General features: G+C 65.3%; 21 protein-coding genes. 17 read left to right on the top strand and 4 right to left on the bottom strand.

From position 1 onward, the window contains the following. The 15 genes from asd to VDP74_RS11835 all read left to right on the top strand — a co-directional run. The coding region (gene asd, locus VDP74_RS11905) for an aspartate-semialdehyde dehydrogenase (protein ID WP_322999851.1) at nt 1-747 on the top strand (747 nt) is incomplete at its 5' end. Continuing rightward, nucleotides 747-2,417, top strand: coding sequence for a FimV/HubP family polar landmark protein (locus VDP74_RS11900; protein WP_322999850.1), 1,671 nt, complete (start codon nt 747-749; stop codon nt 2,415-2,417). The genes asd and VDP74_RS11900, both read left to right, overlap by 1 nt. A gap of 6 nt (nt 2,418-2,423) precedes the next feature. Next, entirely contained in the window at nt 2,424-3,245 is an 822-nt protein-coding gene (truA, locus tag VDP74_RS11895; protein WP_322999849.1) for a tRNA pseudouridine(38-40) synthase TruA, read from the top strand. Between the two features lie 121 nt (nt 3,246-3,366). Next, nucleotides 3,367-3,978 carry a TRAP transporter small permease subunit gene (locus VDP74_RS11890; RefSeq protein WP_322999848.1) on the top strand — a complete coding sequence of 204 codons (612 nt, stop codon included), beginning with the start codon at nt 3,367-3,369 and terminating at the stop codon, nt 3,976-3,978. Nucleotides 3,979-3,980: 2 nt separating this feature from the next. Continuing rightward, on the top strand, nt 3,981-5,648 hold the full coding sequence (locus tag VDP74_RS11885; protein WP_322999847.1) for a TRAP transporter large permease subunit: 1,668 nt from the start codon (nt 3,981-3,983) through the stop codon (nt 5,646-5,648). Continuing rightward, the gene (locus VDP74_RS11880) at nt 5,645-6,322 is read left to right on the top strand and encodes a phosphoribosylanthranilate isomerase (RefSeq protein WP_322999846.1); all 678 of its coding nucleotides are present in this window, start codon (nt 5,645-5,647) and stop codon (nt 6,320-6,322) included. The genes VDP74_RS11885 and VDP74_RS11880 overlap by 4 nt, the downstream gene beginning before the upstream one ends. Before the next feature lie 46 nt (nt 6,323-6,368). Beyond that, a complete protein-coding gene (locus tag VDP74_RS11875; RefSeq protein WP_322999845.1) occupies nt 6,369-7,337 on the top strand; it encodes an ABC transporter substrate-binding protein in 969 nt (322 codons plus the stop codon). 138 nt (nt 7,338-7,475) lie between these two features. After that, nucleotides 7,476-8,363 carry an ABC transporter permease gene (locus VDP74_RS11870; RefSeq protein ID WP_322999844.1) on the top strand — a complete coding sequence of 296 codons (888 nt, stop codon included), beginning with the start codon at nt 7,476-7,478 and terminating at the stop codon, nt 8,361-8,363. Between the two features lies 1 nt (nt 8,364). Beyond that, nucleotides 8,365-9,159: an ABC transporter ATP-binding protein gene (locus tag VDP74_RS11865; protein WP_322999843.1), complete on the top strand. Its 795-nt coding sequence runs from the start codon at nt 8,365-8,367 to the stop codon at nt 9,157-9,159. Nucleotides 9,160-9,357: 198 nt separating this feature from the next. Beyond that, complete coding sequence (locus VDP74_RS11860; RefSeq protein ID WP_322999842.1) at nt 9,358-9,906, top strand: TetR/AcrR family transcriptional regulator; 549 nt, start codon at nt 9,358-9,360, stop codon at nt 9,904-9,906. Between the two features lie 171 nt (nt 9,907-10,077). Next, complete coding sequence (locus tag VDP74_RS11855) at nt 10,078-11,343, top strand: efflux RND transporter periplasmic adaptor subunit (protein WP_322999841.1); 1,266 nt, start codon at nt 10,078-10,080, stop codon at nt 11,341-11,343. A gap of 44 nt (nt 11,344-11,387) precedes the next feature. Beyond that, nucleotides 11,388-14,552: an efflux RND transporter permease subunit gene (locus tag VDP74_RS11850; protein WP_322999840.1), complete on the top strand. Its 3,165-nt coding sequence runs from the start codon at nt 11,388-11,390 to the stop codon at nt 14,550-14,552. Further along, entirely contained in the window at nt 14,549-15,985 is a 1,437-nt protein-coding gene (locus VDP74_RS11845; protein WP_322999839.1) for an efflux transporter outer membrane subunit, read from the top strand. The genes VDP74_RS11850 and VDP74_RS11845 overlap by 4 nt, the downstream gene beginning before the upstream one ends. Then, nucleotides 15,982-16,710 (top strand): pyridoxine 5'-phosphate synthase, encoded by a 729-nt coding sequence (pdxJ, locus tag VDP74_RS11840; protein ID WP_322999855.1) that lies wholly within the window; start codon nt 15,982-15,984, stop codon nt 16,708-16,710. Before VDP74_RS11845 ends, pdxJ begins: the two co-directional genes overlap by 4 nt. An 87-nt stretch (nt 16,711-16,797) precedes the next feature. After that, entirely contained in the window at nt 16,798-17,379 is a 582-nt protein-coding gene (locus tag VDP74_RS11835) for a nitroreductase (RefSeq protein ID WP_322999838.1), read from the top strand. Between the two features lie 19 nt (nt 17,380-17,398). On the opposite strand, the gene cueR is transcribed toward VDP74_RS11835, so the two are convergent. Both cueR and VDP74_RS11825 read right to left on the bottom strand, forming a co-directional pair. Continuing rightward, the gene (gene cueR / locus VDP74_RS11830; RefSeq protein ID WP_322999837.1) at nt 17,399-17,827 is read right to left on the bottom strand and encodes a Cu(I)-responsive transcriptional regulator; all 429 of its coding nucleotides are present in this window, start codon (nt 17,825-17,827) and stop codon (nt 17,399-17,401) included. Then, nucleotides 17,827-20,106 (bottom strand): heavy metal translocating P-type ATPase, encoded by a 2,280-nt coding sequence (locus VDP74_RS11825; RefSeq protein ID WP_322999836.1) that lies wholly within the window; start codon nt 20,104-20,106, stop codon nt 17,827-17,829. Before VDP74_RS11825 ends, cueR begins: the two co-directional genes overlap by 1 nt. A 145-nt stretch (nt 20,107-20,251) precedes the next feature. Here VDP74_RS11825 and VDP74_RS11820 point away from each other — a divergent pair, with 145 nt between their 5' ends. After that, nucleotides 20,252-20,452: a heavy-metal-associated domain-containing protein gene (locus tag VDP74_RS11820; RefSeq protein WP_322999835.1), complete on the top strand. Its 201-nt coding sequence runs from the start codon at nt 20,252-20,254 to the stop codon at nt 20,450-20,452. A 156-nt stretch (nt 20,453-20,608) separates the two neighbouring features. After that, on the top strand, nt 20,609-22,003 hold the full coding sequence (locus VDP74_RS11815; protein WP_322999834.1) for a dihydrolipoyl dehydrogenase: 1,395 nt from the start codon (nt 20,609-20,611) through the stop codon (nt 22,001-22,003). Between the two features lie 36 nt (nt 22,004-22,039). Here VDP74_RS11815 and VDP74_RS11810 read toward each other — a convergent pair whose 3' ends face one another. Both VDP74_RS11810 and VDP74_RS11805 read right to left on the bottom strand, forming a co-directional pair. Further along, nucleotides 22,040-22,621: an SCO family protein gene (locus VDP74_RS11810; RefSeq protein ID WP_322999833.1), complete on the bottom strand. Its 582-nt coding sequence runs from the start codon at nt 22,619-22,621 to the stop codon at nt 22,040-22,042. Further along, nucleotides 22,618-24,702 (bottom strand): M3 family metallopeptidase, encoded by a 2,085-nt coding sequence (locus VDP74_RS11805; RefSeq protein WP_322999832.1) that lies wholly within the window; start codon nt 24,700-24,702, stop codon nt 22,618-22,620. Before VDP74_RS11805 ends, VDP74_RS11810 begins: the two co-directional genes overlap by 4 nt. Nucleotides 24,703-24,719: the final 17 nt, after the last annotated feature.

Genomic DNA, 24,719 nt, shown 5'->3' with positions numbered 1-24,719 from the left:
CGCGACTACATCGGCGGCAACTGCACGGTCAGCTGCATGCTGATGGGCCTGGCGGGCCTGTTCAAGGCCGACATGGTGGAATGGATGACATCCATGACCTACCAGGCCGCGTCGGGCGGCGGTGCGCGCCACATGCGCGAACTGCTTACCCAGTTCGGCATCCTCAATCAGGCGGTGGGCGAACAGCTCGCCGATCCCGCGTCTGCCATCCTGGACATCGACCGGGGCGTGCTCAAGGCCCAGCAGAATCCCGACCTGCCGCGCGAGAACTTCGGCGTGCCGCTGGGCGGCAGCCTGATCCCCTGGATCGACAAGGACCTGGGCGACGGCATGTCGCGCGAAGAATGGAAGGGCGGGGCCGAAACCAACAAGATCCTGGGGCGCGGGCCTGGCTTTGGATCCACCCCCGTGCCGGTTGACGGCCTGTGCGTGCGGATCGGCGCCATGCGCTGCCACAGCCAGGCGCTGACCATCAAACTGCGCGGCGATATCCCGCTGGACGAAATCGACGACGCCGTGCGCACGGGCACCGACTGGGCCCGCCTGGTACCCAACGACAAGGAATCCTCCATGCAGGCCCTGACCCCTGTGGCTGTCACCGGCACCCTGGATATTCCCGTCGGGCGCCTGCGCAAGATGTCCATGGGCCCTGAATACCTCAGCGCCTTCACGGTCGGAGACCAACTGCTGTGGGGTGCGGCCGAGCCGCTGCGCCGCATGCTGCGCATCGCCCTGGGTGAACTCTGATGGTGCCGGCCGCCCGTCTGCTCAGCGGTCTGCTGGCTGTGGCCGCCTTGACGGCCGGGGCGGCCGAGGCCGCCAATTTCGGTCATGCGCGCCTGGCGTCGGCAGCGGGCGAGCCTTTGCTCATCCTGGTGCCGGTTTCCGATCTGACGGCGGCCGACCTGCAGGCCCTGGCCGCCCGGCCCGCCCCCGCATCCGACTGGGCTCAGGCCGGCCTGACGCCTCCGGTGGCGCTCGACAGCCTGTCCGTGACGGTAACGCCTGACGTGCAGGGCGGGGCGCGCCGCGTATTGCGTATTGCCTCGGGCCAGGCCTTTTCGGGTACCTTGGCCGACCTGTTGCTGGATGTCCATACGGCTACTGGCGAACAGCGCTATCAGGTTTCCCTGGTCGCGCCTGGTCCCGTGCGGGTGGAATCGCCCGCGTCTTCGTCCGGCACGTCCGCCCGGACGGGCGGCGCTTCGGCGGTCGGTGCTGCAGCTGCGCCGACCAGCGTGCGGCGCATGCCGGCGGGCGCCATCGCCGTGCGATCGGGCGACACCATGTTTGGCATCGCCCGCCGCCATGCGGTCGACGGCGTGTCGATCTATCAGTTGATGATGGCTCTGCAGCGCGCCAATCCGCAGGCCTTCATCCACGAGAATATCAATCTGGTGCGGGCGGGGGCTTCGTTGGCAGTGCCTTCGGTAGACGACATGCTGTCGATCTCCGATGCCGAGGCCCGTCGCCAGTTCCAGGCGCAGACGGCCGCCTTCGCCCGGCTACGGGGCCGGCAGGCCGCTGCCGCCCCCGGTGTGACGGACAAGGCCGCCGGGGGCGCAGTCTCGGCTGCGTCGGCCGCCGCTCCGGCGACGGCGGACACCGGAACAGGCGACCGCGTCCAGCTCTCCCAAGGCGGCAAGGCGGACGACGCCGCAGACACACGCGCGGCCCAGGGCCATGCCCTGAAGGATGCCGAATCCCGGGTTGGGCAGTTGCAGGACAACGTCCAGCACCTGAACGAAGCCCTGCAGTCGCAAGGCCAGGCCGCTCGCGCGGCGGCCAGCCATGGTGCCCAGGCCATCGGCCAGTCCATTCAGCAGATCGCCTCAGCCATCAGCGAAGCCAGCCACGAGGCTGCAGCCCAGGCCGATGCCCCGTCCGCCGCTTCCGGTGCGGCAGCGGAAGGCTCCGCTGCAGGTGCGGCCCAGGCACCGGGGCAGACTTCGGTCAGCGCCGGCACGGCCGCATCCGGGGCTGCCGGCTCCCAGGCGGGCACTGCCCAAAGCGGCGGCGCAGCGTCCGGTGGGGCTGCGACAACTGGCAGCAGCACTGCGGCTGCAGCGGTCGGCGGGACGGCGAAAACCGTCCAGGGCGCGACCGGATCCACGCCGGCCGACTTGTCTTCCGCCTTGGCGCCCAAGGCGCCTTCCGCTGCCGAAACCAGCGAATTGAAACCCTCCGAACAGGCTGAACATCGGGTGTCCTGGATTCAAGATCATCTGCTTTGGGTGATGACGGCGCTGTTGGCCGTGATCGTCTTCATCATCGCCTGGCTGCTGCGCCGCGCCAATGCCACCCGCGACGGTGGGGACGGCAATCCGCAAATCACCGAGGCCATGGTGCGCGAGAAACTGCAGGGCGTCGATCTGGATCTCCAGTCCCAGGACGCGACGCAACCCCCCAAGGCGTAGCGGCCGGTGTCTCGCATCGCGCTGGGGCTCTGCTATGACGGGTCGGGCTGGCATGGCTGGCAGACCCAGCCTGGCGGCCACACGGTACAGGATGCACTAGAGGCGGCCTTGTCGGCCTTCCTGGCCACGCCTTCGGTCGCCACCATTTGCGCCGGACGCACGGACGCAGGCGTTCATGCCTTGCAGCAAATCGTGCATCTGGACACCGAAGCCGTGCGGCGCGATGAGTCCTGGGTGCGGGGGTTGAACGCGCACCTGCCGTCCAGCGTGTCCGTGCAATGGGCCCAGCCCGTGGCCGCAGACTTCCACGCCCGTTTCGACGCCCGGGTCCGCACCTATTTCTACATCCTGCGCAGCGCCCCGGTGCGTTCCCCCATTTTGCAAGGTCGTGTCGGCTGGGTGCATGATCGGCTGGACGACCAGGCCATGCGGGAAGCTGCCGGGATGCTGCTGGGTGAACACGATTTCAGCGCCTTCCGGTCCGCCGAGTGCCAGGCGGCCAGTCCGGTGCGCACCTTGCAGGCCCTGGACATCGCGCGCCAGGGGGATTTCCTGATTTTCGAGTTCCGCGCCAACGCCTTTCTGCATCACATGGTGCGTAATCTCATGGGTACTTTGCTGATGATCGGTCGCCGCCGCCGCCCGCCTGTCTGGGCGGGCGATCTGCTGCTGGCCAGAGACCGTCGGCTGGCTGCGCCGACCTTCATGCCCGACGGGTTGTACCTGGCGCACGTGGCATATCCGGACGCACCGCATCTGCCCATCCAGGCACCTGCCGATGCCTTGCTGCGCCATCTGGGGGCATTGCTGCCGGTCCGGCACCCGTGATCCCGGCATGCTGTCATTTCCGGGTCATTCCCATGGTGGATAGCCTGTCCCTTCGGCTAGAATTGAACACTTTGCAACGCATGCCAGCCATCCGAGTGATTTTCTGTTCTGTGGGCGATCGATGGGAATTCTTCTAAAAGTAGCAGGGTGGATAGACACGCTGAACACATGGGTGGGCCGGACGGTGACCTGGCTGATCCTGATCGTGGCGCTGATCAGCGCGGGCAACGCAGTGATGCGCAAGCTCTTCAGCCTCAGTTCCAATGCCTGGCTGGAATTGCAGTGGTATCTGTTTGGCGCGATCTTCCTGCTGGCGGCTGGCTACACGTTCTTGCGCAACGAACACGTCCGGGTGGACGTGCTGTCGCAGAAACTGCCGGAACGCGCCCAGGTGGGCATCGAGATCTTCGGTGTCGTGTTCTTCCTGATGCCTGCCGCCTGCCTGGTCATGTGGCTGTCGATCCCATATTTCTGGGAATCCTACATCACGCATGAACTCTCCTCGAATACCGAAGGCCTGATTCGCTGGCCGGCCAAACTCCTGATCCCGGTGGGCTTCGCCCTGCTGATCCTGGCGGGCGTTTCGCATCTGATCAAATGCGTCGGATTTCTGCGGGGCCGGTGTGCGAACCCCATGCTGGTCTCCAGCGGCAAGAGCGACGAGGAAGCACTCGTCGAGGATATCCTGGCCCAACAGGCCAACCAGTCTGCTGAATCGGCACGGGGGCGTTGAACATGGAGTTTATAGTCGCGAATCTCGCCCCGATCATGTTCGTCAACCTGATCGTGTTCCTGCTGTTCGGTTTTCCCGTGGCCTTTTCGCTGGCTGCGACCGGCGTGGTCTACGGCCTGGTGGCCGTCGACCTGAATCTCATGAGTCCGCTGCTGTTCCAGGCCTTGCCTCAGCGCATCTTCGGCATCGTGGGCAACGATTCGCTGCTGGCCGTGCCGTTTTTCACCTTCATGGGCCTGATCCTCGAACGCTCGGGCATGGCCGAAGACCTGCTGGACACCGTGGGGCGCCTGTTCGGCCCGCTGCGCGGTGGCCTGGCGATTGCGGTGGTGTTCGTCGGCGCGTTGCTGGCCGCCACCACGGGGGTGGTCTCGGCCTCGGTGATCTCCATGGGGCTGATCTCCCTGCCCATCATGTTGCGCTATGGCTATGACCGGCGCCTGGCGACGGGCGTGATCGCCGCATCCGGCACGCTGTCGCAGATCATTCCGCCCTCCCTGGTGCTGATCGTGCTGGCCGACCAATTGGGCCGTTCCATCGGCGACATGTACCGAGGCGCCATGCTGCCCGGCCTGCTCCTGGCAGGTGCCTATATGGTGTATGTCCTGGTCGTGGCCTTCATCCGGCCCGGTTATGCGCCAGCCCTGCCGCCAGAGGCCCGAGGCGAGGTCGATGCCCATGGCCGCCGAGGCCTGCGATCCCTGCTGGTGCTGACAGTGATCGCCGCCGCCGTTGCATACTGGGGGTCGCAGTATTACTTCCGTTCCCACACCGACATTCCAGTGGACGAGAGAGTCGTCATCATCCTGCTGATCTGGGGCGTGGCCGCGCTGGTGATGGCCCTGGGCAACAAGCTGCTGCGCCTGGGCTGGCTCTCGTCCCTGGCCGAACAGGTCGTGTTCGTCATGATCCCGCCGCTGGCGCTGATCTTCCTGGTGCTGGGCACCATCTTCATCGGCGTGGCCACGCCCACCGAAGGCGGCGCCATGGGGGCCGTCGGGGCCCTGATCATGGCTGTGTCGCGTCGACGCTTTTCCATGGCACAGCTGCGTCAGGCCATGGAAAGCACGGCCCGACTCACGTGCTTCGTGATTTTCATCCTGGTGGGCTCGACGATCTTCAGTCTCAGCTTCCGGGGCATCAACGGTGACATCTGGGTCGAACAGCTGCTGCTGCACGTGCCCGGCGGCGAACTGGGCTTTCTGATCGTGGTCAGCCTGATCACCTTCTTCCTGGCGTTCTTCCTGGACTTCTTCGAGCTGGCCTTCATCATCGTGCCGCTGCTGGGCCCGGTAGCCGACAAGATGGGCATCGACCTGATCTGGTTCGGCGTGCTGCTGGCCGTCAACATGCAGACATCCTTCGTGCATCCGCCCTTTGGTTTCGCCCTGTTCTATCTGCGCTCCGTGGCTCCCAAGGAAGACTATCACGACCGGGTAACCGGCAAACTGATCCCCAAGGTCACGACCGCGCAGATCTACTGGGGTTCGATTCCGTTCATTGTCATCCAGGTCCTGATGGTGATTGCCGTGCTCAGCTTCCCGGGCATGGTCACGCACTACAAGAGCACCGCGCCGACGGTCAATCCCGATTCCGTGACCTTCGGTCAGGACAGCGCCTATGGCCTGGATACCTATGGGTCCGGTGACGCAGGCGGAGGCTTCCAGTGACGGCTTCGCAGCGCACACGCATCAAGATCTGCGGCCTGACCCGTCCGGATGACATCCAGTCGGCCGTGGGGGCGGGGGCGGATGCCATCGGCCTGGTGTTCTATCCCCCCAGCCGACGCTGCGTGACACTTGCGCAGGCGGCGGAACTGCGGGCCCAGGTGCCGTCCTTTGTGTCTGTGGTGGCGCTGTTCGTCAATCCGCAGCGTGCAGAGGTCTGCCAGGTGCTGGACGCAGTGCGGCCCGATCTCCTGCAGTTTCACGGGGACGAGCCCGCCGATTTCTGCCGACAGTTCGGCGCCCGTTACCTGAAGGCCTTTCGCGTCGGTGCTCCGGGGCTGGATTCGGCCGATGGCGTGCGTTCGGCCTGCCAGGCCTATGCCGACGCCAGCGGCTGGCTGTTCGACAGCTACAGCCCTGCCTATGGCGGCAGCGGCCAGCGCCTGGATGCTGCCTTGCTCGAGCGGGTGTCTCGGGATGACACCGCTCCAGCCCTGGTGCTGTCCGGCGGCCTGACGGCCGATACGGTCGGCCGCGATATTGCCCTCTGGCACCCGTTCGCCGTGGACGTCAGCAGCGGGGTGGAAACTGCGCCTGGCCTCAAGGACGCTGCCAAAATCCAGGCCTTTGTGCAGGCAGTTCAAGCTGCCGACCGCCAGCGCTGCGGGTTACACTAAGCGCCACAATATCAATGCTGTTGCTTGACCCCTCAAAGGAGCTTACATGAATCTGCATCCCGTTCTTCGCGCGCTGGCGGGTGCCACGGCGCTCGCCGGCATCCTGGCCGTTGCGCCGGCGCAGGCCCAGTCCGTGGCCGTGACCTCCATCGTCGAGCATCCCGCCCTGGATTCGGTCAAGGACGGTGTGCGCGAGGCCCTGACCAAGGCCGGCTACACAGAGGCCAAGGGCCTGAAGTGGCAATTCCAGACGGCGCAGGGCAACACCGCCATCGCCGCGCAGATCGCGCGCAAATATGTAGGAGACAAACCTGACGTGATCGTGGCCATCGCCACGCCTTCAGCCCAGGCTGTGGTCGCGGCGACCAAGACCATCCCGGTCGTCTATTCCGCCGTGACCGATCCGGTCGCCGCCCAACTGGTGCCTGGCTGGGGGCCGTCGGGCACCAACGTCACCGGGGTGTCCGATGCCTTGTCGATGGACAAGCAAATCGAACTGATCAAGAAAGTCGTACCCAATGCCAAGAAAGTCGGCATGGTCTACAACCCGGGCGAGGCCAATTCCGTTGTCGTGGTCAAGCAAATGCGCGAGCTGCTGCCGAAGGCCGGCATGAGCCTCGTGGAAGCTACGGCAGCCCGCACGGTGGACGTGGGCGCTGCTGCCCGCAGCCTGGTGGGCAAGGTCGACGTGATCTACACCAACACCGACAACAACGTGGTGTCGGCCTACGAATCCCTGGTCAAGGTCGGCAATTCGGCCAAGATCCCCCTGATCGCTGCGGATACCGATAGCGTGAAACGGGGCGCCATCGCCGCCTTGGGCGTCAACTATCACGACCTGGGCCTCCAGACCGGCGCGGTCGTGGCACGCATTCTGAAGGGCGAAAAACCCGGCGATATCGCTTCCGAAACCAGCGCCAAGCAGCAGCTGTTCGTCAATCCCGGTGCTGCCGAGAAACAGGGCGTGACGCTGTCCGATGCCCTGATCAAGTCTGCTGCGCAGATCATCAAGTAATCCTCCCCGGGCCCCCGTCGCCGGCGCATCGCGCAGTCGCAGGCGGCGTCGGCTGATCGGCACTGCGGATCAGCCGACGCCGCCTGCATCAGATGCAATCGGGGGCTATTCACCGCCGCCGGTTTTTCAGAGAATTCCATGTCCATTTATTCGATGTGGGGCGCCTTCGAGATCGGGCTGATCTTCGGCCTGGTCGCCTTGGGCGTCCTGATTTCCTTTCGAGTCCTCAATTTTCCCGACCTGACGGTGGATGGCAGCTTCCCCTTGGGCGGGGCAACGGCGGCCATCCTGATTCACCACGGGATGGATCCCTTTCTGGCGACGCTGATTGCGACCCTGGCAGCCGGCTTTGCGGGCATGATCACCGGCTGGCTGAACGTCAGCCTGAAGATCATGGACCTGCTGGCCAGCATCCTGATGATGATCGCCCTGTATTCGATCAACCTGCGCGTCATGAATGCGCCCAACGTGCCGCTGATCACCGATCCCACGGTATTCACCGTGCTGCAGCCCGAGGGTCTGGACGACTTCATCGCCCGGCCATTGATCCTGCTGGTGCTGGTGGTGGCCGTCAAATTGCTGCTGGACTGGTTCTTCGCCACTCAGGTGGGTCTGGCCATGCGCTCGACCGGATCCAACCCGCGCATGGCTCGCGCCCAGGGCATTCATACCGGGCGCATGATTCTGCTGGGCATGGCGATCTCCAACGCCCTGTGTGGCCTGGCGGGGGCTCTGTTCGCCCAGTCGCAGGGCGGGGCGGACATCTCCATGGGCATCGGCACCATCGTCATCGGCCTGGCGGCCGTGATCATCGGCGAGTCCATCCTGCCGACCCGCCGTCTGGTGGTGGCGACCCTGGCAGTGGTGATCGGAGCCGTGTTGTATCGCTTCTTCATCGCCTTGGCGCTGAACGCTGATTTCGTCGGTCTGAAGGCCCAGGACCTGAATCTGGTCACTGCCGTGCTGGTGACGGTGGCGCTGGTCATTCCGCTGGTCAAACAGCGCCTGTCGAAAAAGAGGGCATGACATGCTGAGCGCACAGAACCTGCACCTGACCTTCAACCCCGGCACACCCATCGAAACCCAGGCGCTGCGTGGCATGTCCCTGGACATTCCGGCGGGCCAGTTTGTCACGGTCATCGGTTCCAATGGGGCAGGAAAGTCCACGTTCCTGAACGCCATTTCCGGCGAGCAGGCCATCGATAGCGGCGCCATTCTGATCGATGGCGAAGATGTGACACGCCAACCCGTCTGGGACCGTGCCCGCAAGGTCGCCCGCGTCTTCCAGGACCCGATGGCCGGCACCTGTGAAAACCTCACGATTGAAGAAAACATGTCCCTGGCCCTGGGACGTGGCCAGTTCCGCAGCCTGCGCCAGGCGGTACGCGCGGAAATGCGCGTGCTGTTCCGGGAACGCCTGGCGATGCTGGGCCTGGGGTTGGAAAACCGCCTGACCGATCGCATCGGCCTGTTGTCGGGCGGGCAGCGCCAGGCGGTCAGTCTGTTGATGGCGGCGTTGCGGCCTTCGCGCATCCTGCTGCTGGATGAGCACACTGCTGCGCTGGACCCACGTACGGCGCAGTTCGTGCTGGATCTCACCGCCCGTATCGTGGCCGAGCACGGCCTGACCACCATGATGGTCACGCACAGCATGCGTCAGGCGCTGGATGTGGGCGACCGTACCGTCATGCTGCACCAGGGGCGCGTGGTACTGGACGTGTCGGGTGACACCCGGCGCGGCCTGGAAGTGCCCGATCTGCTGGTCATGTTCGAGCGCGTGCGCGGCGAAGAGCTCGCCGACGATAGCCTGCTGTTGGGATGAGGCCGGACATGTCATGGTCCCTGCGGACCATGACATGCCTGCCGAATCCGAGCCGCATGCAGGCGGCGAGGTGGGGAGGACCGGACATGTCATGGTCCCTGCGGACCATGACATGCCTGTCGAATCCGAGCGGCGTGCAAGCCGCGAGGTGGGAATTCATGCTTTGACAAAAAGAGTATTTTTTGTCAAAATAAGCAGATGTCGCAAAAGCTCAGTCCTGAAGCCCTGGAAGCACGCCGCACCCGTATCCTGGATGCCGCGCGCTGGTGCTTCCTGAACTTCGGTTTCTCTCGCACCACACTCGAAGACATCGCCCAGCGCGCGTCCATTTCCCGTACCCTGCTGTACCGCACGTTCAAGGACAAAGAAGACATCTTCGTCCAGTGCTTCGACGCCTGGGTCCTGTCGCGCGTGGAACCCGCCAAACAGGCCGGCATGCAGACCGGCACGACCCGCGAGCGCCTGCAGCGAGTCTGCCAGTGCCTGGTGCTGGATTGCTGGTCGGAGATGGCCGATGCGCCCATGGCGACCGAATTTCAGGACGTCTACGAGCGTCTGCGCCCCAAGGTCGCCTGGAATCACCGCGAGGGCGTGCTGGAATGCGTCGATCAGGTGCTGGGGGATGCTGAAGCGTCCTGGGTGTTCCTGCTGGCCCTCGAAGGCCTGTTCGCCGACCGCCCGCCCAGAGACGTCCTGACGGCCCGTATCGGTATTCTGGTCGACCGTTTTGCCGGGGGCGCCGCGTGACGCCACGGCGCGAAAATTCCCCTTCAGGCCTGAAGGATTTCCTCTTATACTTCTTGATTGTCCCGGCCCGTAGCCCTGCCGTGGCGCGGTTTCGTGGGGATCTCGATCGCGCCAGACCCTGCCTTTTCCATCCTTCTTTCATCTAAAAATCATCCAATCGGGAGTTTTCTTATGGCCTTTCTGCAACTGCCCGCTGGCCGGACGCTGCGGCCCCTGGCGTTGGCGCTGCTGCTGGCATTGGCCGCCTGCGGCGACAAACCCCAACAGGGCATGCAAGGCATGAAGGTTCCCGTCAGCGTGGTCCAGATCCAGCCCCAGGAAGCCATCGTCAATACGGACCTGCCCGGCCGCGTCCAGGCCATCGAAGACGCGGAAATCCGCGCGCGGGTCACCGGCATCGTGCAGGGTATCGAATTCGAGCAAGGCAGCCGCGTCAAGGCAGGGCAGTTGCTGTTCACCATCGACCCGGCTCCCTATCGGGCAGCCCGTGACCAGGCCGCTGCTCAGTTGAAAAACACCCAGGCGGCTGCAGCGACCGCCAAACTCCAGGCGCAGCGCTTTGGCAAACTGATTCGGCAGCACGCGGTCAGCCAGCAAGATTACGACAATGCCGTGGCCCAGGCCCGCCAGACAGAGGCCGCCGTCGCCGCCGCCCGCGCCGCGCTGGAAGCCGCCGACATCGACCTGGGCTACACCCGCGTGACCTCGCCCATCGAAGGGCAGATCGGCAAATCGCTGGTGACCGTCGGGGCGCTGGTCAGCGCGTCTTCGGCCACGCAACTGGCCACGGTTCATCGCCTGGACGAGGTCTATGTCGACGTCACCCAGCCGGTGGCGCAGATTTCCGAATTGCGCCGCCAGATCGCGGACGGCGTGATCACCCCGGACGCTCAAGGCAATCCCAGGGCCGAAGTCCTGCTGGATGACGGTCGCGTATATCGTCACGACGGGAAACTGCTCTTTTCCGGTGTGGCAGTCGATCCCGGCACCGGTCAGGTCAATCTGCGCGCCTTGTTCCCCAACCCCGAACAGATTCTGCTGCCCGGCCTCTACGTGCGAGTGCGCCTGGCCCAGGGAACCGATCCCAAGGCCCTGATCGTGCCGGAACAGGCCATCCAGCGTACGGCCGATGGCAACAACACCGTCGTCGTGGTGAAGGACGGCAAGGCCGTTTTCATTCCGGTGCAGGTCGGTCCGCGATCCGGTCAGGGCTATATCGTGTATGACGGTGTCCAGGCAGGCGATCAGATCGTCGTCGAAGGATTCCAGAAGATCCGCCCGGGAGCCCCGGTGCAACCCATGCCCTGGAAAAAGCCCTCGGATGCGAAGCCCGGCGCCCAGCCGGGCGGCCCGGCACCTGCCGCTGGCGCATCCGATCCCGCTTCCTCGGAACAAAAACCCGCCGCTGACGCAGCTTCCCAGGCCAAGGCGGGTTAAGTACCCGTCAATCCGCCTTTTGTCCGGTTTTCACGCGAGCTCTCATGCCACAGTTTTTCATTGAACGGCCAATCTTTGCCTGGGTGGTTGCGCTGGCCATTGCGCTGGCCGGCATCATAGCCATTCCCAACATGGCGGTGTCGCAGTACCCTGACGTCGCTCCGCCCACCGTGACCATCACTGCCAGTTATCCGGGCGCTTCGGCATCCGAGGTCTCCACCAGCGTGGCCAGCGTGATCGAAAACGAGCTGAACGGCGCCAAGGGCCTGTTGTATTACGAATCCGTCAGCGATTCCAACGGCCAGGCCCAGGTAACCGTCACCTTCGCGCCGGGTACGAATGCCGACCTGGCCCAGGTGGACGTGCAAAATCGCCTGTCCAATGCGACGGCCAAACTCCCCGCAGCCGTGACGCAGCAAGGCCTGAAGGTCAATCAGTCCAGCTCCGGCTTCCTGATGGTGGTCACCTTGTCGTCCAAGGACGGCTCCGTCGACCAGTACGCCCTGGCCGACTACATCACGCGCAACATTCAAAATCCCATGTCGCGGATCAAGGGCGTGGGCCAGTTCCAGCTCTTTGCCGCCAGCCGTGCCATGCGCGTCTGGGTCGATCCGCAGAAACTGGTCGGCTACGGCCTGAGCATGTCCCAGGTCAACAGCGCCCTGGCATCCCAGAACCTGGTGATTTCCGGTGGCCAGCTGGGTTCGCCCCCCAACCCCAGTTCGCAGCGCACCGTGGCGCCCCTGATCGTCAACGGCCAGCTCTCCACGCCGGAAGAATTCGGCAACATCGTGCTGCGGGCCAATCCGGATGGGTCTTCGGTGCGCATCCACGACGTTGCCCGGGTCGAACTCGGTTCGGATAACTATCAGTTCGGCGCCCGCCTGAACGGCAAGGCGACGGCCGCCTTCGCCCTGTCGCTGACGCCCACCGCCAATGCCCTGGAAACAGCCAAACTGGCCAAGGCCAAGATGGCTGAGTTGTCCAAGTTCTTTCCCGACAACATCACCTACGAGATTCCCTACGACACGTCGCCCTACATCAACCTTTCCATCGAGCAGGTGGTCCACACCCTGCTGGAAGCCATGGTACTGGTGTTCGTGGTGATGTTCGTGTTCCTGCAGAACGTGCGCTATACCCTGATCCCGGCGCTGGTGGTGCCGGTGGCGATGATGGGGGCGTTCACCGTGATGCTGGCTCTGGGGTTCTCCATCAACGTGCTGACCATGTTCGCGATGGTGCTGGCCATCGGGATTCTGGTGGACGATGCCATCGTGGTGGTAGAGAACGTCGAGCGCATCATGGCTGAAGAAGGCCTGTCGCCCAAGGAGGCCACAAAGAAAGCCATGCCGCAGATCAGTGGCGCCATAGTCGGGATCACGTTGGTGCTGACCACGGTGTTTCTGCCGCTGGCCTTCATGTCGGGGTCCGTGGGGGTGATCTACCGCCAATTTTCCGTGGCCATGGCGGTGTCCATCCTGTTCTCGGCGCTGCTGGCGCTCAGCTTCACCCCGGCGCTGTGCGCAACCATCCTCAAGCCCGTTCCCAAAGGCCACCACGAGTCCAAGGGCGGCTTCTTTGGCTGGTTCAACCGCGGCTTCGACCGCACCACGCAGGGCTATACCCATTGGGTCACGCGCAGCCTCAAGCGCGGCGTGCGCATGATGCTGATGTTCGCCGTGCTGGTTGGTGTGCTGGGCTGGATGTTCGTGCGCCTGCCCACCTCGTTCCTGCCTGAAGAAGACCAAGGCTATGTGATCGCCAACATCGAGCTGCCTTCGGGGGCTTCGTCCAATCGCACGCTGGAAATCATCGACACGGTCGAAAAATATTTCATGGCCCTGCCGCAGGTGGCCAACATCATTGCCGTCCAGGGCTTCAGTTTCAACGGCAACGGCCTGAACGCCGCCATCGCTTTCGTGCCCTTGAAGGACTTTTCAGAACGCAAGGGACCGGGCGACTCGGCGCAGGCGATTTCCGGCACCGCCATGGGCAAGCTGCTGTTCGGGCTGCCGGATTCCATGGTGATTTCCATCACGCCGCCCGCTATTTCCTCGCTGGGCAATGCTTCCGGGTTCGACCTGCGTCTGGAAGACCGCAGTGGCGTGGGTAGCGGCGCCCTGCAGGCAGCGACCCAACAATTGCTGCAGTTGGCCTCGCAAAGCCCCATCCTGACCGGCACTCGCGTGACCGGCCTGGGAGAAGGCCCCCAGCTGAAGGTGAACATCGACCGTACCAAGGCAGCCGCCCTGGGCGTGGATTTTTCCGAAGCCGCCCAGTTGATTTCCACGGCGATCGGTTCCTCCTACATCGGTAAATTCACCAACCAGGGCTGGGTGCAGAACATCTGGGTCCAGGCTGACCAGAGCGCCCGGATGAATCCGGACGACATCCTGCGGCTCAATGCCCGAAACGCCAATGGCGACATGGTGCCGTTGTCCTCGTTTGTCTCCCTGGAATGGACCCGAGGGCCGGTTCAGGTCGTGCGCTACAACGGCTACGAGTCCATCCGCATTGGTGGCTCGGCGGCGCCGGGCTATTCCACCGGCCAGGCCATGGCCGAAATGGAACACTTGATCACCCAGCTGCCGTCCGGCCTGGGCTATGAATGGACCGGTCTGTCCTATCAGGAAATCCAGGCGGGCAGCCAGTCCACGGTCCTGATGGGCCTGTCGATCCTGGTGGTCTTCATGGTGCTGGCCGCCCTGTACGAAAGTTGGGCCATCCCGCTGTCGGTGATGCTGGCCGTGCCGCTGGGCATGCTGGGCGCCGTGCTGCTCAGCAGCCTGATGGGCAAGGACAACGACGTGTACTTCATGGTCGGGATGGTGACCGTGATCGGCCTGGCGGCCAAGAACGCCATCCTGATCGTGGAATTCGCAAAGGACCTGTACGCCAGCGGGGCGGGCCTGAAGGAAGCCGCCATCGAGGCTGCCCGCCTGCGTTTCCGGCCCATCCTGATGACGTCTTTCGCATTCATCCTGGGGGTGGTGCCCCTGGTGCTGGCCAGCGGCGCAGGCGCCGCCAGCCAGAATGCCGTGGGCCTTGGCGTGCTGGGGGGGATGCTGGCGGCCACGCCGCTGGCCGTGCTTTTCGTGCCGACCTTCTTTGTGGTGATTCTGAAATTGTTCAAGACCAAACCGAAACTCCTGGGACATCAGGCGCCGCACATTCCGGCTGCCGAAGAATCCAGCGGAGACCGCACATGAGATCCTTGATGCGACACGGCCGCCTGGGGGCCATGACGGCCCTGTGCCTGGCCCTGGGGGCCTGCTCCCTGGCCCCTACCTATCATCGGCCTGCGGCTCCGGTGCCCGATCAATTTCCCCTGACTGCGGTGGATCCTGCTGACCAGGCTACGCTGCCCGCCTGGCGCGAGGTCTTTCACGATCCCCGCCTGCAGGCCTTGATTGAACTGGCGCTGCACAACAACCGCGATCTGCGTGTTGCGGTGGCTCGCGTCGAAGAAGCACGTGCCCAGTTCGGCATCGCCCAGAGCGATCGCCTGCCCACCATCGGGGCGCAGGGCACGGAACAGGCCACCCATCAGCCAGAAAACATGCGTAACGGGGGGGCGAGCAGTCCGGCCGTCAACCGCAGTTTCGTTGCGGGTGTCGGCATGACCACCTTCGAGCTGGATTTCTTTGGCCGGGTGCGCAACCTCAGTGAATCCGCCTACCAGCAGTTCCTGTCCACGGAACAGGCCCGCCGAACCGTGCAGCTGGGGCTGATCGCCCAGACTGCCGAAGCCTATTTCAATCTGCGTTCCGCGCAGGCCTTGCACGACCTGATGGACAAGACCCTGCAGGCACGACAGGGGTCTCTGGACCTGGTCCAGGCGCGCTTCGACGTAGGCGTGGCCTCGGATCTGGATCTGGCGCAGGCGCAGTCCCAATTGGATACGGTGCGGGCCGACCAGGTGGCGGCTGAACGCGCCATGGCCCAGGCAAGCAATGCCCTGCAGCTGATCCTGGGCACGCCGCTGCCCGCCGATCTGCCGGCGCCGCTGCCATTTGGTCGCGACCAGCTGCTGCAGGCCATCCCGGCCGGGCTGCCATCGCAACTGCTGGAACGCCGTCCCGACATCATCGGCGCCGAACACGACCTGAAGGCCGCCAACGCCCAGATCGGCGCTGCGCGGGCTGCCTTCTTCCCGCGCATCAGCCTGACCGGGCTGCTGGGCTTTGCAAGCCCCGAACTGGGCGGCCTGTTCGGCGGCAGCCAGCGCTACTGGCAGTTCTCGCCGCAGATCCAGGTGCCGCTGTTCTCGGGTGGGGTCAGGGGCAATCTGGACTTGGCCAAGGCGCGTGACAACATCGCTGTGGCCGCCTACGAAAAAGCCATCCAGACCGCCTTCCGCGAGGTGGCCGACGGCCTGGCCGGCGAAGCCACCTACAGTCGCCAGCTCGACGCCGTGCGCGATACTGAATCATCGGCGCTGCGGGCGCTGAAATTGGCGGAGATCCGCTATGAAACCGGGGTGGACAGCTATCTGCAGGTGCAGACCGCCCAGGTCAATCTGTATGGCGTGCAGCAGCAGTTCATCCAGCTGGGGGCTGCGGCACTGGCCAATCGCGTCGAACTCTACAAGGCACTGGGCGGGGGCTGGTCTCCCGACGATCTGCCGGCAAAGGAAGGCTGATGGAACTGGGCGTCAATATCGACCACGTGGCCACGCTGCGCCAGCAGCGGCTGACCTCGTATCCCGACCCCTTGCAGGCGGCGCTGCGGGCCGAAGAGGCCGGCGCCGACCTGATCACCCTGCATCTGCGCGAAGACCGGCGACATATCCAGGATGCCGATGTCTGGGCGATCCGTCCGGTTCTGCGCACTCGCATGAACCTGGAATGCGCCATCACCCCCGAGATGCTGGACATCGCCTGCCGGCTGCAACCGCAGGACGTCTGCCTGGTGCCCGAAAATCGCCGCGAGCTGACTACCGAGGGCGGGCTGGACGTGCTGGGCCGTTTCGACGAGGTTCATGCGGCAGTGTCCCGCCTGCATGATGCGGGCATCCGCGTATCGCTGTTCATCGATCCCCAGGCCGATCAGATTGCCGCTGCTGTGCGCGCCGGCGCTCAGGTTATCGAGTTGCACACGGGCGCCTTCGCCGACGCGCCCGACGAGGCGCATCGGGCACAGCAGCTCGAACGCCTCAGAGCGGCCATTGCTGTGGGCGTGGGCGAAGGCCTGCGGGTCAATGCAGGCCATGGTCTGCACTACGACAATGTGCAGACGATTGCCGCCTTGCCGGGCATCCGCGAACTCAACATCGGGCACGCCATCGTGGCCCAGGCTGTCTTCGACGGCTGGGAACCTGCGATCCGGCGGATGAAGGCCCTGATCATTCAGGCGGCTGGCCGCTAGTGTCTTTCCGGCATTGGGCCGGGGCGATCACTTTCATTCATATCCCTGGGGCCTGTCGGACAGAATGGGCCTCTTACCGGAGTGTCCATGTCTTCCACGATGGAAACCCTGCTCAGCCGCCAGTCGGTGAAGTTCGTGCAGTCCCCCGGCCCGACCGAGGCGCAACTGGATCTGATCCTGCAGGCCGCCGTGCGCGCGCCGGATCATGGCGCAGTGCATCCCTGGCGTTTCGCCCTGGTGCAGGGCGCCGATGTGCCGGCGCTGGCGGATATCGCCGTGCGCGTCGGTCTGGCCGAAGACCGGCCGCTGCCGGAACATAAGGTCGCCAATGCGCGCAAATGGTTGTCCAAGGTCCCGCTGGTGATCCTGCTGGCCTGCCGACCGGACCCCAACGGCCGCATCCGCCCCGAAGAAAGCCATCTGTCGGTGGCCGCAGCCGTGATGAACATGCTCAATGCCGCGCACGCGCTGGGGTTTCACGGTTTCTGGAGCACCGGTCTGGGCACCTACCTGGGCAGCATGGGCGAGGCCCTGGGATTCGATCCCCTGGATGATCATTTCATGGGCTATCTGGCGATCGGGACCCCCATCGATGCGCCACAGGCCGCGCAGCGCCCGGACTACCGGGCCTTCGTGCGGGAATGGCGCAGGGACCCGGCAGCCGTCTAGACCGCGCCCTCTGACGCCGTCATCCGTGGTTGGCAGGCGGTTCGGTGCGGGCCGCCGCGATGCCTTCCAGGATCGGGCATTCGGGCCGCTGGTCGCCGTGGCAGTGGCGTGCCAGGGTCCTCAGGGTTGCGGCCATGCTTTGCAGGACGGCTGCCTTGGTTTCCAGTTCTTCGATATGGGCCATGGCCAGCCGCTTGACCTCGGCGCTGGCGCGATGGCGGTCACGCCACAGGTCGGTCAGATCGGCGATCTGCGCCAGTGAAAATCCCAATTCCCGGGCGCTGCGGATGAAACGTAGCGCGTGCAGGTCGGCCTCGTCATAAAGACGATATCCCGCGTCGCTGCGGCCCTGGGGCGCGAACAGCGCCTGGCTCTCGTAGTAGCGGATCATCTTGGGCGTCAGGCCGGTGCGGGCAGCCGCCTCGCCGATGGTGTGCAGAGTATTCATCAGCGGCTTTCCGTGCGTGTGTTCAAGGACTGTGTTTTCAGCCGCAGCGCATTGGTGACGACGAAGACGCTGGACAGCGCCATCGCCCCGGCGCCCAGCATGGGCGAGAGCTGCAGGCCCGTCCAGGGGTACAAGGCGCCGGCCGCCACCGGGATCAGGGCGGCGTTGTAGGCAAAGGCCCAGAACAGGTTCTGGCCGATGTTGCGCAGGGTCTTGTGCGACAGCGTGATGGCGCGCGCCACAGATGTCAGATCCTCGTTCATCAGCACGACGTCGGCCGATTCGATGGCGACGTCGGTGCCGTGTCCCATGGCGATGCCCACGTCCGCCGTCGCCAGGGCCGGGGCGTCGTTGATGCCGTCTCCGACGAAGGCCAGAGGCCCGATGGACTGCTGCAGTTCGCGCAGCCGCTCGGCCTTGTGTTCGGGCAGGGTCTGGGCATGCACGATGTCGATGCCCAGGTCCTGCGCCACGGCCTGGGCCGCCGCCGCGTGATCGCCCGTGATCAGGGCGGTCTTCAGTCCGCGTGCGTGCAGTTGTTCGATCAGCAGCCTGGCCGTCGGGCGCAGCGTGTCGGCCACGGCGACGATGGCGATCAGGCGACCATCGCAGGCCACCAGGAACGGCGTCTTGCCGGACTGGGCCAGGGTGTGCATCTGCGCCAGCGCGGTATCGGGGACCGGCACGGCAGCGTCCTGCATCAGGCGCAGGGCGCCCATCAGGTAATTGTGTCCGTCGACTTGAGCCCGCACGCCGGCCCCCGTGACGGCCTCGAATTGCGCGGCCTCGGGTACGATCAGGGCCTGGTCTTGGGCAGCCGTCCGGATTGCGTGAGCGATGGGATGCTCGGACCCTGCCTGGACTGCGGCCAGGGTCGCCAGCAGGGCGCCGGGGCTGTCGCCGTCGTCCAGCGGCAGCAGGTCGGTCAGGGCAGGGCGACCCAGCGTCAGGGTGCCCGTCTTGTCGAAGGCAATGACGCGCACGTCGCGCAGGCGCTGCAGCGCCTCGCCTTGCCGGAACAGGATGCCCAGGCCGGCGGCCCGGCCAGTGGCCACCAGGATCGAGATCGGAGTGGCCAGGCCCATGGCGCAGGGGCAGGCGATGATCAGGACCGCAACCCCCGCCACCAGGGCATGGGCCAAAGCCGGTGCGGGCCCCCAGATCCACCAGGCCGCGAATGCCAGTGCCGCCAGGACCATGACGGCCGGTACGAACCAGGCCGTCACCTGATCGATCTTCTGCTGGACCGGCAGTTTGCCGGATTGCGCCTGTTCGACCAGGCGGATGATCTGGGCCAGCACGGTCTGGGCGCCGACTTCCGTGGCGCGCAGGACCAGGCTGCCCTGGGTGTTCAGGGTGCCGCCGATCAGGCGATCGCCTGCGCCCCGGCTGGCTGGCAGGGGCTCGCCGGTGATCATGGACTCGTCCACCCAGGATTCGCCTTCCAGGACGATCCCATCCGCCGGGACCTTTTCCCCGGGGCGCACGCGGATCTCATCGCCGCCGACCAGGCTGTCGATGGGCTGTTCTGCCCATTCGCCGTTTCGGCGCACCCAGGCTGTGCGCGGTTGCAGACCGATCAACTGGCGAATGGCGGACCCCGCCCGGCCCTTGGCCCGTGATTCCAGCCAACGACCCAGCAGGATCAGGGTGGCGACCACGGCGGCGGCTTCGAAATACAGGTGTCTGGATTCTTCGGGGAAGAGTTCGGGCATCCAGGTGACGCCAGTGGAATACAGCCACGCGCTGCCGGCGCCCAGCGCCACCAGCGTGTTCATGTCCGGCCCGCCATGCCCCAGGGCCTTGGCGCCCCGCGTGAAAAAGCTGCGCCCTGGACCGGCCAGCACGGCCGTGGTCAGCGCGAATTCCAGCCAGGCCAGGGTCTGGCCCGGCAGCAGGCTGCCGACCAGGTGATGGGCGCCAGGGATGAGATGGCTGCCCATCTCGAGGATGAAGACGGGCAAGGTCAGGATCAGCGCCCAGGCGAAGCGCTGCCCGGCCCGATGGTCTTCGGCCGCCAGGTCGTCTTCCGTCGTGGGGCGGGACGTGTCGAGCACCTGGGCCGCATAGCCTCGTTTGGCCACGGCGGCGATCAGGGCCTGGGGATCCGTACCCGCCTGGGCCAGCGTGACGTGAGCCCGGTGCAGAGCCAGGTTGACGCTGGCGTCCGCCACGCCGGGGACGCCTTTCAAGGCGGTTTCCACGCGTCGCACACACGACGCGCAGGTCATGCCTTCGACGTCGAGATCGAGCTTGAGAGGGGAGGAGAGCGTACTCATGGCGGGGTTCCTGATCATTGGCATGATTGTATGATCAAGCTTGACCTTATGGTAAGGTCAAGAGGTTTTAAAGGCTTCTGAAAAGCCTTGAGCTTGCCACCCTGTCAAGGTTTAACATGGTGCCATTCTTTACCCGGAGTCTTTCATGAAAACCGAGTTCATCGTATCCGACATGACCTGCAATCATTGTGTGCAGACGATCACCCAAGCCGTCCAGACGGCAGCGCCCGGCGCCACGGTCTCGACGGACCTGAATACGCATCGGGTGGTGATCGAATCGGCGGCGGCCGCAGCCGTGTTGCAGGCCGCCATTGCTGATGAAGGTTACGACGTCCAGCCAGCGTGAATGGTGGCCCCCACGCTGCGCAGGCTTCGCCCGCTTGCTGCCCACCTCGCGGCCGGCATGCCGCTCGGATTCGCTAGGCGCAGCGCAGTCCGCAGGGACTGGTCAGTGTCCAGACTCATCCTGGCGGCAAAAAGGTTCTTCCGACGAGATATGAAAATGAAATCACGTGTTATCGAGTGCGACGTCGCCATCATCGGCGCGGGCTCGGCGGGTTTGCCGGCCTACCGCGAGGTCGTGAAGGCGGGGCTCAAGCCCTTGTTGATCGAAGGCGGGCCGCACGGCACCATGTGCGCGCGGGTGGGTTGCATGCCCTCCAAGCTGCTGATTGCCGCTGCCGAGGCGGCTGCTGCGATCCGGCATGCGCCAGGCTTTGGCATCGCGACGGCCGGTGGCCCCCGGGTGGATGGCGTGGCCGTCATGGACCGCGTGCGGCGTGAGCGCGATCGTTTCGTGGGCTTCGTCGTCGATGACGTCCAGGCCATGCCGCCGGAACATCGGCTGGATGCGCGTGTGGAATTCCTGCGCGATGGCGTGCTGCAAAGCGACCAGGGGCACGAGATCCATGCGTCGCGGATCATCGTCGCCACGGGCACTCAGCCCGTGGTGCCCGAAATCTATCAGCCGCTGGGCGAGTTGGCCATCGTCAATGACGATGTGTTCGATTGGCAGGATCTGCCGCGCAGCGTGCTGCTGATCGGGTCCGGGGTGATCGGAGTCGAACTGGGCCTGGCCCTGGCGCGGCTGGGCGTGCGCGTGCGGGTGTTGAACCGTTCCGACAGCTTCGCCCATCTGGCGGATCCCGCCGTGCGCGAAGCGGCGGTCGCTGCGCTGGCGCCGGAATTGAACCTGGTGCGCCGTGCGCAGGTCACGGCAGTAGCGCGCGATGGCGATCAGGCGCTGGTGAGCTGGTCGGCCGCAGGCGGCCCGCCGATGCAGGAGCGCTTCGATCGCGTCTTGCTGACGGCTGGACGCCGCTCCGTGCTGGCCTCTCTGCGCCTGGAGCGCACCGGCCTGCCGCTGGATGATCGCGGCACGCCCGTGATCGATCCGGCCACCCTGCAGGTGCGCGGGCAGCCCGTATTTCTGGCGGGTGACGTGACCGGGCGGCATGCGATCCAGCACGAAGCCTCGGACGATGGCCGCGTGGCCGGCCGCAATGCGGCGGCCTGGCCCGATGTCCGACCCCAGCCGCGCCGTGCGCCGATGGCCGTGGTCTTCAGCAATCCGCAGATCATGCAGGTGGGCGGCGGCTACGGCGCCTACGATCCCGACACCATGGCGATCGGCACCGTCGACTGGGCTCGCCAGGGCCGTTCGCGCGTCATGCTGCGCAATCAGGGCGTGCTGCATGTGTATATGCGACGGGCCGATCAGCGGTTCATCGGTGCGGAAATGGTCGGCCCGGATGCCGAACACGTGGCCCATTTGCTGGCCTGGGCCCTGCAGATGGAATTGACGGTACCGCAGATGCTGCAGCTGCCGTTCTATCACCCCACGATCGAGGAAGGCATCCGCACCGCCTTGCGCGATGCGGCGAAGCACGCCGGATAGGCAGGGCGATATCTGTCGGAGCCGTTGCGGCCGCGATCAGTGCAGCATCGGCCGCAGGGCGGCCATCAGGTCTTCCTGGGATTCGCTGTCGGATGCCAGCCAGGTCGCCTTGCCCTGCTGGTCGAAAGCGTAGATGCCCCGGCTGTGGGATACCTCGTAGGGCGCGTTCGGGGCGGTGGTGTCCGGGCGCTCGATCTGGTAGGCGACCCGGTAACGGCGGGCCAGGGCGGCGATGGCCGATTCGTCGCCCGTCAGGCCGATGGCGTGGGGGTCGAACTGGTCCACATAGGTCTGCAGAATATCCGGCGTGTCCCGATGAGGATCCACGCTGACGAACAGAATGCGGACCTGATCGGCCTTGGGCCCCAGGGCTTCCGTCACCTGCGCCAACTGAGCCATGGTGGTGGGGCAGATGTCCGGGCAACTGGCATAGCCAAAGAACATCAGCACGATCTTGCCGGCAAAGGCCTGCTGGGTCACGGTGGCGCCGCCCGCCCCCTGCAGCGTGAACTTCAGGTCGGGCAGAAAGCCGCGGACCGGATGGACCGCCGCCAGCGCCACCCCCAGGCCGCACGCCCACAGGACCAGCCCGGCCGACAGCCTTTTGATGACACTCATGGTTCGAGCAGCCCGCTGTGGCGCAGCAGGGCGTCCAGCGAGGGATCGCGGCCGCGGAAGGCCCGGAAGGAATCCGCCGCCGGCCGGGCGCCGCCCACCGCGATGATCTCATCCAGATAGCGGCGGCAGGTGTCGGGATCGAACACATTGCGGGTGCCATCCGGCTGGGCCTGGGCGTGTTCCTCGAAGGCCGCGAAGGCATCGGCCGACAGCACTTCAGCCCATTTGTAGCTGTAGTATCCTGCCCCGTAGCCCCCTGCGAACAGATGCGAGAAGGCGTGCGGGAAACGGTGCCAGGCCGGAGGGATCAGCAGGGCGACTTCCTGGCGCACGTGGTCCAGGGTGTCGAGCACGGCGCTGATCGACAGCCCGTGGTCCTGCGTGTGGATCAGCATGTCGAACAATGCGAATTCAACCTGGCGCAGGGTTTGCAGACCGCTCTGGAAATTGCGGGCGGCCGTCAGCTTGTCGTACAGGGCGCGGGGCAGCGATTCACCGGTATCGGCATGGCGGGTCAGGGATTGCAGCACGCTCCATTCCCAGCAGAAATTTTCCATGAATTGCGACGGCAGTTCGATGGCGTCCCATTCGACGGCAGCGAATGCCGCTGCAGCCGGTTCGTCCACCCGCGAGAGCAGGGTGTGCATGGCATGGCCGCTTTCGTGGAACAGCGTGATGACTTCGTCGTGGGTCAACTGGGCTTCTGTGCCGTCGTGGGGCGCCGAGAAGTTGCAGGTCAGCCAGGCCAGCGGCCGGTGCAGCGTATCGCCGTGGCGACGGCGGCTGCGTTCGCTGTCCACCCAGGCGCCGCCTTGTTTGCCGGGGCGCGCATACAGGTCCATGCCTAGGCGCCCCAGTTCCTGGTCTTGTGCGTCCAGCACCTGATAAATGCGGGCATCGGCATGCCAGGTCGGCGCGTCGCAGGCTTGCAGGCGCACGCCGAACAGGGTGTGGATGACTTCGAACAGTCCCTTGAGCACCTGGCCTTCGGTGAAGTAGGGGCGCAGTTCCTCGTCCGAGTAGGCGTAGCGCTGCTCGCGCAGCCGTTCGGATGCGTAGGCGATGTCCCAGGGCTCCAGCGAGTCCAGGCCCAGGTGCTGCGCGGCGAAGCTGCGCAGCTCTTCCAGGTCGCGCTGAGCGCTGGGGCGGGCGCGGGCGGCCAGTTCGCGAAGAAAGCTCAGGACCTGGGGCGCGCTGTCGGCCATGCGGGTTTCCAGGCGCAAGGCGGCAAAATCGGCGTGGCCCAGCAGGGTGGCTTCCTCGGCCCGCAGTGCCAGCAGCGATTCGATGGATTCGGAATTGTCGAACGCCGGGTCGCCCTGGTCGGAGGCGCGAGTGGCGTAGGCGCGGTACACGGTCTGACGCAATTCGCGATCGCGGGCGTGCTGCATGACCGGCAGGTAGCAGGGCATGTGCAGCGTCAGTTTCCAGCCGCTTTCGCCGGCGGATTGGGCCAGTTGGCGGGCGCTGCCGACGACGTTGCCGGGCAAGCCTTCCAGGCGGGCTTCGTCGGTGATCAGCAGCGACCAGCCGTCAGTCGCGTCCATCACGTTTTCAGAGAATTTCTGCGCGACCTGGGCCTGCAGATCGGCGTTGCGGGCATAGGTTTCGCGGGCCTGGCCCTGCAGTTCCACGCCACTGAGACGGAAGTCGCGCAAGGCCAGGTCGACAATGCGTTGCCGGGTGGGCGACAGGTTGGCGTAGGCCGAGCTGGCCGCCAGATCCCGATAGCGCTCGTACAGGCCCTGGTGCAGGCCGACCCAGGTGGAAAACTCGCTCATCAGCGGCAGGCACGCGTTGTAGGCAGCCCGCAGTTCAGGGGTGTTGACCACGCCGTTCAGGTGGCCAGCGATCGACCAGGCCCGATGCAGACGCTCGGATGGGTCTTCGATGCCTTCGACCAGGTTTTCCCAGTTGGGTGCCTCGGGGCAATCGGCGGCCGTTTCGATGGCGGCGCGAGTGTCGACGATCAACTGGCTGATCGCCGGTTCAATGTGCGCGGGGCGCACAGCGCTGTAGTCGACGAAAGCCTCGGCCGGTACGAGGAGGGGGTTTTCTGCGGCAATCGGTGCGGATGTCATGGGCGGCACATGGGGGC

Source organism: Castellaniella sp., from assembly GCF_034674885.1.
In the GTDB taxonomy this organism is placed as follows: domain Bacteria; phylum Pseudomonadota; class Gammaproteobacteria; order Burkholderiales; family Burkholderiaceae_B; genus Castellaniella.
This window is presented reverse-complemented; position numbering and strand designations above follow the sequence as displayed.